The organism is Candidatus Nitrotoga sp. BS, assembly GCF_927797785.1.
Classification (GTDB): domain Bacteria; phylum Pseudomonadota; class Gammaproteobacteria; order Burkholderiales; family Gallionellaceae; genus Nitrotoga.
Window position 1 is genome coordinate 1 of the sequence record NZ_CAKMLL010000080.1, and the last position, 16,626, is coordinate 16,626.

Annotated in this window: 8 protein-coding genes; 1 reads left to right on the forward strand and 7 read right to left on the reverse strand. The window is 41.5% G+C overall.

Annotation, left to right across the window (positions count from 1 at the left end; all coding sequences use genetic code 11):
* The 7 genes from MJ769_RS10570 to MJ769_RS10600 all read right to left on the reverse strand — a co-directional run.
* Positions 1-1,377: OprO/OprP family phosphate-selective porin (locus tag MJ769_RS10570; protein ID WP_239237091.1), on the reverse strand; the 1,377-nt coding region annotated here is incomplete at its 3' end.
* A 511-nt stretch (positions 1,378-1,888) separates the two neighbouring features.
* On the reverse strand, positions 1,889-4,048 hold the full coding sequence (locus MJ769_RS10575; protein WP_239237092.1) for a SulP family inorganic anion transporter: 2,160 nt from the start codon (positions 4,046-4,048) through the stop codon (positions 1,889-1,891).
* A 456-nt stretch (positions 4,049-4,504) separates the two neighbouring features.
* The gene (locus MJ769_RS10580) at positions 4,505-6,385 is read right to left on the reverse strand and encodes a proton-conducting transporter transmembrane domain-containing protein (protein WP_239237093.1); all 1,881 of its coding nucleotides are present in this window, start codon (positions 6,383-6,385) and stop codon (positions 4,505-4,507) included.
* Positions 6,386-6,394: 9 nt separating this feature from the next.
* On the reverse strand, positions 6,395-8,929 hold the full coding sequence (locus MJ769_RS10585; protein WP_239237094.1) for a YbcC family protein: 2,535 nt from the start codon (positions 8,927-8,929) through the stop codon (positions 6,395-6,397).
* 637 nt (positions 8,930-9,566) lie between these two features.
* Complete coding sequence (locus MJ769_RS10590) at positions 9,567-11,006, reverse strand: TolC family protein (protein WP_239237095.1); 1,440 nt, start codon at positions 11,004-11,006, stop codon at positions 9,567-9,569.
* Positions 10,990-14,166, reverse strand: coding sequence for an efflux RND transporter permease subunit (locus MJ769_RS10595; RefSeq protein WP_239237096.1), 3,177 nt, complete (start codon positions 14,164-14,166; stop codon positions 10,990-10,992). Before MJ769_RS10595 ends, MJ769_RS10590 begins: the two co-directional genes overlap by 17 nt.
* A 21-nt stretch (positions 14,167-14,187) precedes the next feature.
* Complete coding sequence (locus MJ769_RS10600) at positions 14,188-15,282, reverse strand: efflux RND transporter periplasmic adaptor subunit (protein ID WP_239237097.1); 1,095 nt, start codon at positions 15,280-15,282, stop codon at positions 14,188-14,190.
* Positions 15,283-15,582: 300 nt separating this feature from the next.
* On the opposite strand from MJ769_RS10600, the gene MJ769_RS10605 reads away from it, so the two are divergent.
* Positions 15,583-16,479 carry a LysR family transcriptional regulator gene (locus MJ769_RS10605; protein WP_239237098.1) on the forward strand — a complete coding sequence of 299 codons (897 nt, stop codon included), beginning with the start codon at positions 15,583-15,585 and terminating at the stop codon, positions 16,477-16,479.
* Positions 16,480-16,626 lie beyond the last annotated feature (147 nt).

Genomic DNA, 16,626 nt, shown 5'->3' on the forward strand with positions numbered 1-16,626 from the left:
ATCTCGCCCCATCATTCTGTTAGAAAAAGTTGCACTTCGTTGTTGAATCCGCGCACCATTTTTGAAGTCAAAATTACTTTTAGGTTTCGTAAGACCAAATGCCCCCTTCTTGGAGTCATATTTTCGTGACTCACCCGTCAGAAAGTAACTGGCAAAAGCATAATAGCCGTCCAGATGATCGTTTGAATTATAATTTTGCCCGTAAAGTTGAGTGCGCATGTATTCACCCTGGAACGAAGCAGGGCCGTATACACCCGCTATCTCAGCACTCACACGAGAGTAATCTTTTAGTACTCTTCTGTTTGTTAGTACTGAGGCAGGATCTGTCAAGTTTCCAGTATTTGCCCAGTTACTACGGTCTATGCTGCCGATATTACTAGCGAATGACATTGCTGCAACGCCGTTACTAGTATTATTAACTTTACGATAGGAGCCCGAGGCACCTAAATGCAGCAGTTGAGTCTCGCTGTTATAAATCGGCAGGAAAGTGGCACGACCAGTAACCCCATGACTGGGGTTACCACTCTGGCTGTTACGGTTGGCATTTCCATTGCTATTTAAAGAGGTATTGCTAGCAAAGCTACCATTACCGATGGGTTCTGCCTGGAAGGCGCCACGCACAGTGTATCTTTCTCCAAAGGTTTGAGCGCTGATACCCATAAGAAATGCATTGGCAAATTCCACGAAAGCGTTATTGGGAGCAGAACGTTCGAGAAAGGTTAGATATTTGTAACTGGTTACAGACTCTAAACTGAACGGTTCTCTGAATTGGCCAACCGTAAAGCTGACTGGATTGAAGCCTGTATACTCAACGTAGGCATCAGTTATACCGGCAGCGGTGGTGCCGGTACCGCGCACAAAATCATATTCATACTTGAAATTGAAATCTTTATATAACGTTCCCTGCATATGAATACGACCTCGACGCAGACCCGCTCCGTCATCCAGTTGTGCACTTTGCGGGATGTTATGCCCGTTTTTATTTATTTGCCCATCAATTTGCAAATCTCCTCCGATGGCCATTTTAAAATCACCATCCTTGGTCTCAATTTCCAGACCATTGTCCCCAAGTTTTGTTTTAATGAGTGCTGCCTCTGCCGAGCTTTCTTTTAAAGCTTTTATTTCTTGAGTTTTTAATGCCATATCTTCATGAATGGCCGCAATTTCCGCTTTGAATGATTTATTTGAGTTATCAGCTGATTTTGCAGGAGCCTCCTGAGATTTATCGAAAGCGCCCATGAATATCCGATTGGGACCAGGTTCCGCATAAATCTGCGCGGTTTTGGTATCCATATAAAGATCCAAGGCAAGGGCGCCAGATGGTACACCCGTACCTAAAACGGCAGTAACCGTCCATAAATATTTAGAAATTTTCATGTTTAGTTCCTTGGTTGTTAAAGTCTTAATAAAATGGTCTTCGCGTAATCGAGAGGGAAAATCCAACATGAAAATTTCTGCAAGCCCCGTGTTATCAGCCCTCTGTGTCAGGCAAAATTCGCCTTGCACCGAACGATGGCTAAACTTAGCCCAACTGTTGCGCTACCGGAGGGATTTTGGGGTCAAGAGATTTCGGGTAGAGCAGAAGTCTGGCTCTCGCCTGCCCTCAATCAACGAGTAGGTACAACAGCTATATCACCTAGAACAGGGCTCCAACACTGGGCAATGAATCTTCGGCAGCTAGATTGCCACAGGGGGGTGCCGCGATATTGGTTACTATAGCTGCACAATAGGTGGTTCGCCCTTCGAGTACGGTTCTTACCGCTTACTTGGTAGCCACTATGCCGCTATCTGAATCACTATTACACCGCCATTTACAATAGCATTTGCTTCCAACAGCTAGCCGCAAAACTGGCGGGTAACATTTTTTTATCACACAGTAAGGTCAAGTCTATTTTTTTTTTTGATGAGCCAAAAAGTCTGCCTGTTGTAGTTTAACGAGTGCGTGTATATCTTCCCCAACAGGCATATAGAGCGGACGAACTTTTCGTACAACGATCTTGCTCGCTTCTTTAACATTATGTTCACGTAACGCGATTAATACTGGCCGCAGGCCTTCGTTGATAAACCTATTGCGGTTTGCGGCAAACCTCTCAGCCAGTGTTCTTTCAGCGGGTGAGAGATGGTTAGTCATGTAGGCCTCCCATGTTTTACGTATTTCCTCAATATTATCTTCTATCTGTGCGGTATTGAGGCTAATTACCTCGGGCGTCGGTGTTACCAGAGTAGTCGCGATTGCAAGCCGGTTTTCCAGTAATAGCAATTCTATATGCGCCACTTGTTCGAGCGGAATAGTGCGATCCTGCTGAACAACTTTTTGATCCTGTTCTGTCTTGCTCATTCCGACAATCAATAGTGGCAGAGCGCATAGCATCCCAAACAACAATGCCAGCTGTACCCGCCCGAAACCATTGACAATTAGCGGTCCTCTGACTGGAGTCAATTCTTCTTCAAGGGGTTCATATTCTTTGCTTACTTTTCTGCCTGCAAGCGGGTGATTAGAAAAAGCCTGGAATCGTTCAAAGCCTCTAACTATTACCGTGCCACCGGAGTGAGTATATTGGTCTTCAAAGTGTTTAAGGAATTCCATGAACGTATGGTCAACTAGTTTGACATTGGAAAAATCTAGCCTCACTTTTTTTCCAGCATTAAATTGATTGAACATTTTCTTAAAGTCCATCAAATTAGAGAATATCGCAGAATCTTGAACAGTTAAATTATACTCATTTTCATTTTCTTTCAATATGTAACGAGCTTTGAATATGCTTCGGAGCGGAGCCCCATTTACAATATGGAAGAAAAATTTAGCGATGATGCCTGAAGCTATCCCTATAAGTAAATCAGTAGTGACAGTCGCGACAATGGTTACTAGAAAGATCACTAATTGTTCACTACCGATTTTGTAAGTTTTGTAGAATAACGTAGGTGAAGCAAGTACGTAGCCAACAAATATCAACATCGCTGCCAGCGCGGCATTGGGAATCATTTCAATCACTGGAATCATCAGTAGCATGGCCATCAACAAAAAGAAGCCATGAAAGAAATTAGCCCAAATTGTTCGGCCACCAAAGCGTACGTTAGCCGAACTACGTGCAACTTCAGATATCATCGGAAGTCCACCCAATAGTCCCGAAACTGCATTACCTGCTCCGACGGCAACCAAGTCTTTGTTGTAATCAGACTGACGCTTCCAGGGGTCCAATCCGTCAACAGCTTTTACTGTGAGTAGAGACTCCAGGCTACCCACGACAAGGAACATGAATACATATTTCCAGAATACAAAACTAGTTATTGCAGAGAAGTCGGCGTTGTATCCAATTGAACCCCAAAAGTCGCCGATATGAACAAGGGCATAAGCCGGTTGAGTTGTATTGAAGTTCAAGATAAAAGCCGCTGGAATAGCTATTAACAGAACAATCATCGGTGCTGGAATTTTTTGCAAGAAATTGATTTTTATTTTTGGCATACCAAATAAAACGATCAAACTGATAATGCCAATTAATGCAACCGGTTGATTGGCATTCATTACAAAATCAGGAATGCGTTCCAAAAGTCCAATTGGACTTATTCCTTTTAATGTGGAAGGGTCAATACCCAGCAGGATAGGGATTTGTTTAGCAAAGATGATTATTCCGATGGCAGCCAACATCCCATGAACTGCCGAGTGTGGAAAAAAATCACTGAGCGAACCGGCTTTCAAGAAACCTAAAACGATTTGAATCCAGGAAGCTACTACAATGGCGCCAAGAGCTAGATGCCACCCTTCCGGGCCACCTCCTAATTCGGCTACACATCCCGCACAGATTGTTATTAAACCAGCAGCAGGACCTTTGATGGTCAAGCGTGAGCCGGCAAAAAAACTGACGAACAAGCCTCCAATCATGGCTGTGAGAACACCCATTGCAGACGGAAACCCACTGGCTTTTGCGATACCTAAGCTGAGAGGTAACGCTAACATGAATACAAGAAATCCTGAAATAAAATCAAATCGAAAATTTTCTTTTAAACCGGCTATACCCTCTTTGGGAAGAGATGATTGAATGCGACTCATGGTTTGTTGCTCCTATTGTTGGGCAGAAATTTCCGGCTTTATAGTGGTTTTATGATTATATTAGTTGCTACTGGCGGTACAAACAGCTTGTCGAATATATCCGTCGGTTTATCGTCAAGCATAATGTGCTGGCCTCTTTAAGTTTATAAATTTGAAGTACCGTGGCTGCATCCAGTAACACATCCTTACGCTTGAAAATATTTGCTTTGCCAAATATGACAGGGACTTTCTCCTGTAAATGCTGCCTTATATTTTTATATTTGGTTCGAGAGAACATCGAACTGTTCAACCAATGCAACAAATTTCTCGTTTTTTTATTAGCAATATCGATTTGTGCCCCTATATTTATCATGCCCACCATGGTTTGGATGGAACAAGACTGCGTGCATTGCTTTTTATAATTTAATAGTCAATCAATTGTTGGCTAATGTGTTTGAATTCCCATTCAATTTCTAATTAAGAAGATCTATTCGGATGAGCATGATAAGTTTTTACATGAGGCCCTAGAAAAATACGAGCGTATATCCGGATCAATGAAAGCCCCGTTACTACGTAACTCAAGGCAGCTAAAAATACCAGGCCAGCCTGATCTTCATGAATATGAGAAAATATTATCTCTACTCCAATAAAAGTTGGAGTCATTGGGAATGCCATTAGGCCTAAACAAGCTAATAAAAAAATAAAAGACAATGTAGGATACTCGGCAGAGTGACCTAAAAACTGATCTAAAGTGATGTTGTGTTCGAGAGATTTGAGCTCATTCAGACAAACGTAGCCTACGACCCCTGAAATAATTACGCCACTTAAATACAAAATAATTTCATTGGTGTTTATATGGCCATTTAATGATATGGCGAGTGTCCGATATAGATGCATGGTAATTACCAAGCCCAAACTTAGCAGAGCACTTTTTCTTTCTGCAAATGCCTTGAGCACCATTAGCAAACCAAACAATGCAAAAAGTTCAGGTAAGTATTTGTATACTTCTTCTGGTATTAGCTCTTGATTGAATAAGCAGATTAGACCAATAAGATATGTTGCAACAAAGAAAATAACAATTTCAATTCCTGAGAAATAATTTAATTTTCTGCCAACCCACTTCAAAGGATTCCAAAAAAAACGATATACGAAGCCATCCAGATTGAACTCTTTGAGACATAACAAATATATTGAATAGTCAAGTTTTTTGAAAGCTGACTTCTTATCAATATAATGACGTGGAATAAAATTATAAAATTGCTCGCGAATCATATAGCTTACTACCGAAGGCGAAACTAATAGTTGATAGGTTCTTAAAAAGGCGTTGCCGGCAAAATGTATTAAAGCAAGGATGTGAAAACCTAAAGCAATTTCAATAAAAATGAGTCCAATTTGAGCAATCGAGGAATAGGCAATTTGCGTTTTAACGGATGATTGGACTCGTGCAATTCCAGTAGCAATAATGCTGGTAAATAAACCTAAAGTTACTACAGTTATTACTATGAAATTAAGGTGTTCCCAAAAAGGAAAAGTTCGTAATAAAAGAAATGCACCTAAATGAACTGAAAGCGATCCGTAAAAAATTGCACTGGATGGGGTAGGACCTTCCATTGCTCTTGGAACCCAGGAAGAAAAAGGAAGCTGACCTGATTTTACTGCGGCGGCAAGTAATATCATTAGGGATATTAAAACACCAAGAACAGGATGGTTTTCAAGATTTTCAATAATAAATTGATTATCAGCAAATTCTGAAAAATTAACATTTTTATGCCAAAAAGCATGACTCATCCACATGGCAATGAGTAAACTCATATCGGCAATACGAAACACTGTAAAGACCTTGAGCGCATTTTTTACAGGCAAGTATCTATGTCTGTAAAAACCAATCAATAAAAATGAAGAAAAACCGAGTATCTCCCAGCCAACGAAAAGAGTTTCGAAATTTCCTGAAAATATTATTAAGTTATAACCAATATAAAAGAAAAGAATGACGTTGAAAAAACGCTTGTAACCATCTTCTCGATGAAGATACCAACGGCAGTATTGTGTCACCAGGAATGTGAGAGCAGAACCAACAAATAAGTAAACGGCACTAATCTTATCAAAATAGAAAGAAATTAAAAATTGATAATCCTTTGTTTTAAAAAGAACAATTTCGCTTTTCTCAAGTGTTGGGTGATTATTAAGTATCCATATAATCAGGAATACCCAAGAAAGAATTAAATGCAAACCCACAGTAAAAAGGACAGTCCGCGATACTGCATTTTCCATTTTAGCTGGGATAAACAGACTAAAAACAAATCCCAAAAATGGTAAGAGTATAAAAAATTGAAGCATTGATGTGAGTAGCAGAGTCATTTTAGAACCTTAATCCATTAAGTAGACTGGCAAATTCTCTTTTGTGGCTTCAACTATATGAAGAGATTCTGCTGCTTTAACTGTTTCGATTAAAGTAATAACATCTGATATAGAACCAAGAGCTCGTGTTAATGGGCGGTAAACAGAGAAGCCACCATCTTTAAATAAAAAAATCTCGCGCGTCTCTGGATTTACTGCAACTAGCCGAACCCACTCATTTATATAAAACTCATAAGTCGCTGGTTGCTGATTAATGGCTCCCAATACGACTTCAGGAAAGTGTTCAACAATCACAAGGAGACGAATAGGATCATGAACTTCAATCATTTGACTTGGGAGACCTGGTCTTAGGTCGCCATCACTGCCGTTAGCAACGCCAATAAGTCCCATAACATTATGTGGAAGTTTGGTTCCCGCACCCAATTTACAATTGTCAACACGCGAGAAAAAGTATTCGAGACTGATTCCCCCCATCACCGGTGCAATAGGTTTCATAACATTAAATAAATATTTTCCTTCAGGATCTATTCTGTAGTCGTAAGAACTCATTGATGAGCGCCTGTCTAGATAGATGTCCTTTGTTAGATCTCGTCTACCGACAAAGCAAGTTGCGTTAGTTGAATGATTTAGTTCTTGTCGAGGCTCGAATAATGAAACTGACCTCTTAAGAATTTCCTTATGAATTTTTTCAGCGCTCAAATGAGTATCAATTGACACTAACCTTCTCGATCTTTCTTTTGAGTTTAAATCTAAGGCTTTGACAAAAACGGGGATATTTTTTTGGTGATTTGTCAAATTTACAGGAGAAAGTAAGTCCTCATCGAAATAAGTGATTTCATCACGAGTAGTGTCATGAAGAGCGCCCAGGAATTGTGTTTCTATTGGAATTACTAGCCCTCTTGAACTCAACACCTCTCTAACTTCAGGGTGATTAGCCATAAAACAAAATACTCTCGCATTTACTGAACCAGGCCTACCTCCACAGGCTCCACAGTCATAAGCACAATAATGAGGATTATTTATACTGGTTGCACCATGTCCAACAATATATACAATTGATGCGAAATTTTTTACAAGTCCAATACTTGTTAAAATTGTTTCTACTCTTTGAACCATTTCCTCGATTGTAAATCCTACTTGTAAATCGTTTTCCCTATGGTTCACATTTTTGTTTTCAATAGTAAGCTTCGAAAGCTTATCCATATGTGCAATCGGTGAGGCCATAGCAGGCATCGCGGAAGGCCAAAAAATATTCAGAGCAAGTTTAAATCCTGACAGTAATCCCAGTGTTTGAGAAATCAGCGAACCTGAAAAAAGAGAATGTGATAATTTGGAAAGGTGTGCCTCTTTCTTCCGCTTTTTTTTAGTATCTGTTTCCTTAATTAAATACTTTGGTGTAATTGGAGCAGGGCAACATTTTGTATAGGATTGTCCATGCTCAGGTTGAAAAAAAAATTCAACACCAAAGAATCCAGGTGTTGCAAAAGTTTCGCATTCGGAGTCAGTTCTTTCAAGGTAACGACGGAACGAAAGCTCCCTATCGTCGATACATGTAAACACCTGAAAACTTTTGTGGAATGGAGCTGTTTCCATTTTCTTTTTTTGCAATTGAATAGCGGCAAGCACTGGATCATAATATGACCATTCAAAAGCATCTTGCCAAATTGAAAGAACCTCATCCAATTCCGTTTTTGGAATTTCATCAAAAAGTTCTACAGGCCTGTTTTTTAAATCGCTACTAATTGGCAACCAACCTTCTTCAAATTGGGCATCAAGTGTATCGATCTCTAATAAGAGCTCAAAAACAACTAAATCATGAATTGATATTTTTTTTGGGTTTAACAGAGTCTGCGGTTGATCCTCAATGGTAGATACCATACCTGACCAACCTGGATGAGAAAATTGCTGATCATATAAATATTGCTTGTACAGTGATTCGTCACCTACAAGAATTTTTAACAAATCTTCAATTTTACAATTGCCCGTAAGGAGAAGTTTTTTTGCTCTATTTCCTTTAAAAAAACTTGTAAAACTGTTCGCTTCAATTTCTCTTATAGAAGAAAGAAAGCCTTTATTTCCAACAGGGAAGCCCCATATTGAAATTCCCTGATCGAGATAACTGCAAAGAATCCTGAAAAGAAGTGGATGGACAGATAAATCAAGATCTACATGGTATTGTTTTTTCCAATTTAATCTTAGTAAACCGATTCTTGATGAGATGGATGTGACATATTTCTTACTGAGCACATTGTGCATCCACTCATTTGCATGCTCTAACCCTTTTTGCTCAGCAATAATTCTTTTTAGAATATCTTCCCGGATACGCTTAGATATGTAGAGCGATCTATAATCTTCTAACTGAAGTGAGACAAAATAACCAAACATCTTGGATGCATGGCGAATACCATCATAGAATTTATAATTCTGAAATGCATGTAATGTATTGTGATGAATAAAATCTTTTAGCGGAGCCTGACTAGGCAAGAAGTGCTTCAATTCATGAAGTACTTCTTGTTCATTAAAAATAGAATTATTTGAATTCATCTGCTACTTACCTAACAACAATTTATATTCACGACTGTGACTGTAAATTAGTAGCGTGGTATTAGACAAACGATTTTTAATGGACGTTAGTATCGACATATCCGATACTAACTCTATGGACATAGATCAGATTAGATTTTTTTGGGTGTAGTCGCTAATAATAGCTTAGTTGAAGCTACAAAATAGACTGCATGTTATCCAATCAACTGGCAGCGCACGCATACAACGATTGGAGGTCTATCTTGGTGTACCCTATTTGTGCGTGATCGCTTCGGTGCGCAATTAACACTCCCAAGGCAACGGTTTTATCGTCATGCTAAATCCTTTTGATTAACACTGAAACAAGCTCGACATGACAATTAGGTTGCCTAGTCGCTTCCACGCCAGCATTATGTAGGAACCCTCGCATTGAGGGACGCATACAGCCTACAGCGGCTCCATCCGACAGGACAATATGCATCGAGTTAAGAGGTTAGCCTTACTTCATGCAGCGGAACGGCGCTACCCTAGTTTACGGCTCCTTGAAACAATTTTTCTTTGCGTTGTTAAGTGCCACGGCGGCATGATTGTCGCTCTAATTCAGTTATAGTTCAGAACTATGTACTCTATTTTTGAACTACTCCTTCCGCTCATCCAACTACTGCCAACCTCCACCAAGTGATTTATAAAGATCCACCATTGCGTCAATTTGCTTTTTTTTCGTTTCAATTAAATCTTTTTTGGCATCCAAGGTATCCCTTTGTGCTAATAACACATCAAGGTAGTCGACACGGGCAGATTTGAACAGCTGGTTAGCGACCTCAATTGATCGAGTAAGCGCTTCCACTTGGCTTGTCTTAAGCTGATAGTTTTTGTCAAGGTTATCGATGTTTGAAATTTGATTCGCTACTTCAGTATAAGCTTTGATAATGCTTTGCTCATACTCATAAGCTGCCTGAATTTGCCTGGCATTGGCATTTTTGTATTGCGCTTGGATAGCGTTCTTATTGACCAGCGGAGCCACTAACCCTCCGGCGAGGTTGGCCGCCAATGACGCTGGCGTATTGACCAAGTATTTAAGTGCGAAAGCCTCATACCCTATTCCGGCGTTTATGCTAAAGGATGGATAGAAATTTGCCCTAGCCACATTTATGTTTAGTGCCGCTGCCGCTAGTTCAAGCTCCGCTTGCCTGATATCAGGCCTGTTTTGTAGCAATTGTGAGGGAATGCCTGCCTTAAGCACTTTGGATTTAAGATCCATAAAACCACTAGAGGCACGCTGAATAGGCTGTGACGTTCTCCCTAACAGGAAGTTTATTCGATTTTCAACAACAGTAATATTTTGATTTATTTCGTATAATTTACTTTTATTTTTTGCTACTTCTGCTTCATAACGTCTCACCGCAAGTGCAGTTGTTCTTCCATAAAACATTAGTTGCTTGACCATCTCCAAACCATTTTTCTGGATACTAATATTTTGCTCTAAATTGCTAAGTTGGTTATCTAAACTAAGTAATTCATAGTAAGAATGGGCAACTTCAGCAACCAGATTGGTCACTAAAAAATTTTTACCTTCTTTTGATGCCATATACTCCAGCACAGCCACCTGTTTCGCATTCCGCAGTTTTTTCCATACATCTATCTCCCAGGTTGAAAACAGCCCAAATCGAAAATCGCCAAAATACGTAGGGAAGGGCTTTCCATTGGCTAATGGCAGACCGGCTTCAACAGCGCCTTTGCGCGTAAACTCGCCGACTCTGTCCCCGCCTGCATCAGCGCCAATATTTACAAATGGCAAATATTCGCCTCTACGCGCTTGAATTTCATTCTGTGCAACGCTGATGCGCTGCATCATGATATTAATTTCTTTATTATTAACAACAGCTACGTCTAGCAAACTTAATAAATTAGGGTCATCGAAAAAATCTTTCCATTTGATACTCGCCGTATTGGTCTTTTCCGAATCGCCCAGTTTAAAAGCAGTAGGAAGACGCGTATCTTCTTTTTTGATTATTAACTCAGGAGTGCCACAGGCTTGCAACATCAGTCCCAGCACGCCTAAAGCAATAAGCTGAAATCTTTTATTTTTCATTGTCATTTGGGCCGTAATGATAAGTTTCGGTTAAAGGATCAAGGTCTTCATGTTGAATTAATTTTTTACCTTCTATCATTTTGGCAAAAATATAATAAAGCCCTGGAATAATGAGGACACCAAATACGGTACCGAATAGCATCCCACCTAGGGCTGAGGTACCAATCGTCCTGTTGCCGACTGCTCCCGCCCCCGTTGCCATCGCTAGGGGTATCAACCCGGCTATAAAGGCGAATGAGGTCATCAAAATCGGCCGAAAACGCTCTTTCGCACCCGCAATCGTCGCTTCTAGAACCGACATGCCCTGGGTTTGCTTCTGAGTTGCAAACTCGACAATCAATACCGCGTTTTTGCCGAGCAAGCCAATTAACATCACCATTCCCAGTTGGGAATAGACATCATTGGCAAGCCCTAACCCTTTTAATAATAAGAAAGCACCGAAAATGCCGGGGGGCAGCGAGCAAAGCACAACCAAGGGCAAAACAAAGCTTTCGTATTGTGCGGCTAGCACCAGGTAGACAAACATGATAACGACCGCGAAGATCAGCAGTGCTTCATTGCCCCGGAGGGCTTCGTCAAAGGTCAAGCCTTCCCAGGCAACTTCAAAACCGTGCGGCAAAGTGGCTTTCGCAACCTCTTCGATGGCCTTGATGGCCGCGCCAGTGGTATAACCGCTGGCGGGCTCGGCACGAATCGCAGCCGAGTTATAGAGGTTATAACGCGTGATCTCGTTAGGCCCCTGCTTTTTCACCATAGTCATAAAGGCTGAGTACGGCACCATCTCGCCTTTATCATTTTTCACAAAGTATTTCAACACATCCTCAGGGGAACGCCGGAATTCCGGCAAGGCCTGGGTGTAGACTTTGAAAAAATTATTGAAACGAATAAATCCCTGTTCATAGGTGCTGCCAATCATAATGTCCAGGTGACTCATCGCTTTTTCGATGGAAACCCCTTTTTGCATGGCAAGTTTATTGTCGATAACCAGCTCATATTGCGGATAATTGGCAGCATAAAAGGTAAACAAGCCAGTCAGCTCCTTACGTTTACGCATCGCATCCATAAACGTTTGGTTAATTTTATCGAACTCGAAGTAATCAGTGTCTAATGTCTTGTCCAATAGTCGAAACGCCAAACCCGATGCCGCACCGTATCCCGGCACTGCCGGAGGTTGAAAAAACTCGATGATCGCGCCTAAGTCATGAGCTTTTTCTTCCAACTCGTGGATAACATCCGTAACCGTATGTTTACGTTTCGACCAATCTGCCAGGTTGATAATAACGGTCCCTGCATTCGACCCGCGGCCTTCGGTGAGTATTTCGTAGCCGGCTAAGGAAGAAATCGATTTCACGCCTTCGATTTTTGCGGCTATCAGCTCCAATTGCCGTGCCACTCTATTGGTCACTTCGATAGTTGAGCCGGGCGGAGTTTGGATAATCGCATAAATCATGCCTTGGTCTTCGCCAGGAATAAATCCGGTGGGTAAAGTTTTATCGAGCGCAAAAATGCCGAAGCCAAATCCGGCCAATACCAAAACCGTGACAAGGCGCCGGGTGACAATGACATTCAGCAATTTGATGTAGCGCCCAGTGATCTTTTCAAAAACAGAGTTAAAGCCATCGAGGAAAAAATTGATCGGGGTTTTCCTTTTCGGCTGACCATGGGTGTTTTTAAGTAGCATGGCGCACAGTACCGGGGTGAGCGATAAAGCTACGATTGCTGAAATAGTGATCGACGACGCCATAGCGATAGCGAATTGTCTATAAAACACTCCAACCGGTCCCGGCATAAATGCGATAGGGATAAACACCGACACCATGACCAGCGTAATCGCTACAATGGCGCCACCGATTTCCCCCAATACTTTTCGGGAGGCTACATAAGGGCTGCAATGTTCAGCTGCCATTTTCGCATGCACAGCCTCCACCACCACAATGGCATCATCCACCACAATACCGATAGCCAAGACTAAGGCAAACAAGGTGATGAGGTTGATGGAAAGCCCGAACGCAGACATAACAGCGAATGCCGCGACCAGCGAAACCGGTACCGCGAGGACGGGGATCAAGGTAGAACGCCAGTCGCCAAGGAAAATAAAAACCACCAAGGAGACTAGAATGAAGGCTTCCACCAAGGTGTGCAGTACTTGTTCGATGGATGCATCGACGAAATGCGACACATCGTAATTAATTTCGTATTCCATGCCCTCCGGGAAGGATTTTTTCAATTCTTCCAGTTTTATCTTCACATTTTCTATGACCACTTGTGCATTAGTGCCGTAGTTTTGCTTAAGCACGATGGACGCCGAAGGGAACCCGTCTTTATCAGAGAAAATATTATAAAACTCGCTGTTTAGATTGACAGTGGCAACGTCTTTAATACGCAGAATCTCGCCTGCCGGGGTAGACCGGATAATAATGTCTTCATATTCTTCAGGCTTGGTTAAACGTCCTTTATATACAAGAACATATTCTTTTGACTGGGCGGACATGCCTGTGCTTTGGCCCAGTCGACCAGGACGTCCGATAATGCTTTGACTCGCGAGTGCCTCCATCACCTCTTCTGACGAGATGCTATAGGCCCGCATCCGTTCCGGATTCAGCCAAACTCGCATCGCATATTGACGGGCACCCAATATGGTTGCTTGAGCAATTCCAGTAATACGCTGAATTTCAGGAATAACATTGACATAGGCATAATTAAATAAAAGCTTCTGATCGGCATTTTTATCTTTGCTGAAGAGGTTTACATACATGAGCATGCTAGGCTGGACGAAATTCACGATCACACCTTCCAACTGCACGAGTACGGGCAGTCTGCTCATCATCTGATCCACGCGCGTCTTCACGTTAACCATCGCAATATTGGGATCGACACCTAAATTGAAATACACTTGAATGGTCGCTTCGCCGGCGCTGGTTGCATCCGAAGTGATGTATCTCATGCCGGGCACGCCATTGATAGCGCGTTCTAACATAATCAGGGACGATTTCACCAGTACATCGGCGCTGGAGCCGGGAAACGATATCGAAACCGTGACCCGCGGTGGCGCGATATCTGGAAACTGGGAAATGGGCAATGTTTTCATTGCCAAAATCCCCATAAATAAGAACAACAGTGATAACACTATCGCCATCACAGGTCTTTTGAGAAAAATATTAAACATTGCTTAATCCTGGCTAAAAGGTTACTCGGTAAACATCTTCATCAAATCTGAGCGAACCTTTTGGGGTGGCCTTAAATCGATCTGCACCTTCTCTCCGGGTCGTACTTTGCGTATACCCTCGAGCAAAACCCTGTCACCATCATTCAGACCATCTTTAACAATAAACATTTGTGGCAATTCAGCATCTATATGGATAAGTCTTTGCTCCACTTTTTCTTCTTTGTTGACGACGTAGACATAAGTTTTATCCATAATTTCGAAGGTCGCTTTTTGGGGGATGAGCATGGCGTTGGGGTAAGGCTTGGCCATTTGGATTGTTCCTGTTTCACCGTGCCTGAGAATTTTGTCCGGGTTGGCGAACAAGGCGCGGAATTGGATATTACCGGAAGTGTTATTAAAATCACCTACAATTGTCTCAATGACACCCGTTTGATTGAAAATCTCGCCATCTGCCATTTTTAGCTTCACGGTTTCACCGATTTTGTCTCTCTTCTGCGCCTTAAAATCCAGGTATTGGGCTTCTGGGACGTTGAAATAGACCCACAATTGGCTGGTGTCAGACAATGTCGTCAACAACGCACCTTCATCGAGAAGACTGCCGACCCTAACAACCAAATGATCCATAATTCCGTCGAAAGGTGCTTTAATATCAGTGAAACCCAAGCGGGTTTCCGCCATTTTCACTTCCGCCTTAGCCTTAGCTAATTTTGCTTTTGCCAAAGCCAACTCATTGCCCGATACGATATTCTCATCAGCCAAACCTTGGGTATTAAGGTATTCGATGTTCATATTTTGCGCTTCGGCTTCCGCTTTTAGTAGTTCTGCCTGATAGATATTGGGCATGATTTTGAACATAGGCTGTCCCTTTTTTATCAATTGCCCTTCATCCACAAAAATATCCTGTAAGTAGCCCTTTTCCAAAGAGCGGACTTCAATATGCCTAATGGCATGAATCTGACAGACATAATCTTTCATGACGAAAGTGTTTTCACGAATCGGTGTAGTTGCCCCATATTTTGGCATTTCTTTATGCGTCTCAATTTCTGCCTGAGAATGACATCCACTCAATATTAGGGTGGCGATTAAGCCTAGAATTACGGATGACTTAGTGATCATTTTTTTGGCCTTTCGGTTGTAAGCGAAAAATAATTTATTAATATATTTATTTAGTTACGATTAATTACAAGCCCTATTCCTCGACATCCATATTAAGCTCTGTAGCAATCTCATTAAAACCTATACTGTTTTTGTCAACCGCCAATATATGTTTTACCAAAATCGTTATGGCATTCCAGTTTGATTTATTATTTACAAACCTGAATACCCCAGATTGAGCTCTTTAATTTTTATTTTTAGAGGTACCCGCAAGCTCAATGTAATTTATATTATGAGTGTGGTATCGACAAACGATTTTAATTGGACTTTAGTATCGACATATCCGATACTTGTTTTATGGACATGGATCAGATTAGAACTTTTTTGGGTGTAGTCGCCAATAATAGCTTTGTTGAAGCTGCAAATAGACTTCATGTTACCCAATCAACTGTCAGCGCACGCATACAAAGATTGGAGGCCTATCTTGGTGTCACCCTATTTGTGCGTGATCGCTCCGGAGCACAATTAACTCTCTCAGGGCAACGTTTTTTTCGTCATGCAAAATCCTTGTTATTAACGCTGGAACAAGCGCGGCATGACATTAAGTTACCTAATCGCTTCCAGGCCAGCATTAGTGTAGGAGCTCGGATCGCCTTGTGGGACGAATTGTTGCCCCGGTGGATTGGCGAATTGCGTACTCTAGCGCCGGATATTTGTATTCGTAGCGAAATTGGCTTTGAAGATGATTTAATTCGCGGGCTCATCGAAGGCCGCCTGGATGTGAGTATGATGTACACTCCGCAACAAAGCTCTGGCCTTCAGATTGAGTATTTATTTGATGAAACACTGGTGTTAGTGACCACCGACCTGGATAAGCCTTGGCCAAATGAAGATTACATCTATGTGGACTGGGGACCTGCATTCTATGAGCTGCATAATAACTATTATCCGAGTATGGAACGCCCTCCCCAGGTCGTAAATATCGGCTGGCTCGGAGTACAGCTAATTATCAGCAATGGCGGCTCATGTTTTATTCCTGCACGCATAGCTAACCCTTTAATTCACAATCAAACAATATATCTCGTACCTGACAGTAAGCAGTTTCGGTTGCCTGCTTATATGGTGTTTCAACAAGATAGTGATTCTATTGTTTTACATCAGGTGCTGGAAAGCTTACGTTCATTAGCTGTTATTGAGCGACATAAAATAAAGAATTGAATTAAATTTGTATTGATGTACCAACTTTAAAATATGAACGAAACACACCACCATAAATATACGCTAATAATATTAGCAAACAATTCCCCCACCTAGTGTAGTGAACTGTAATTAACGGAACTAATAACAATGGTGCCTGTCTCATTT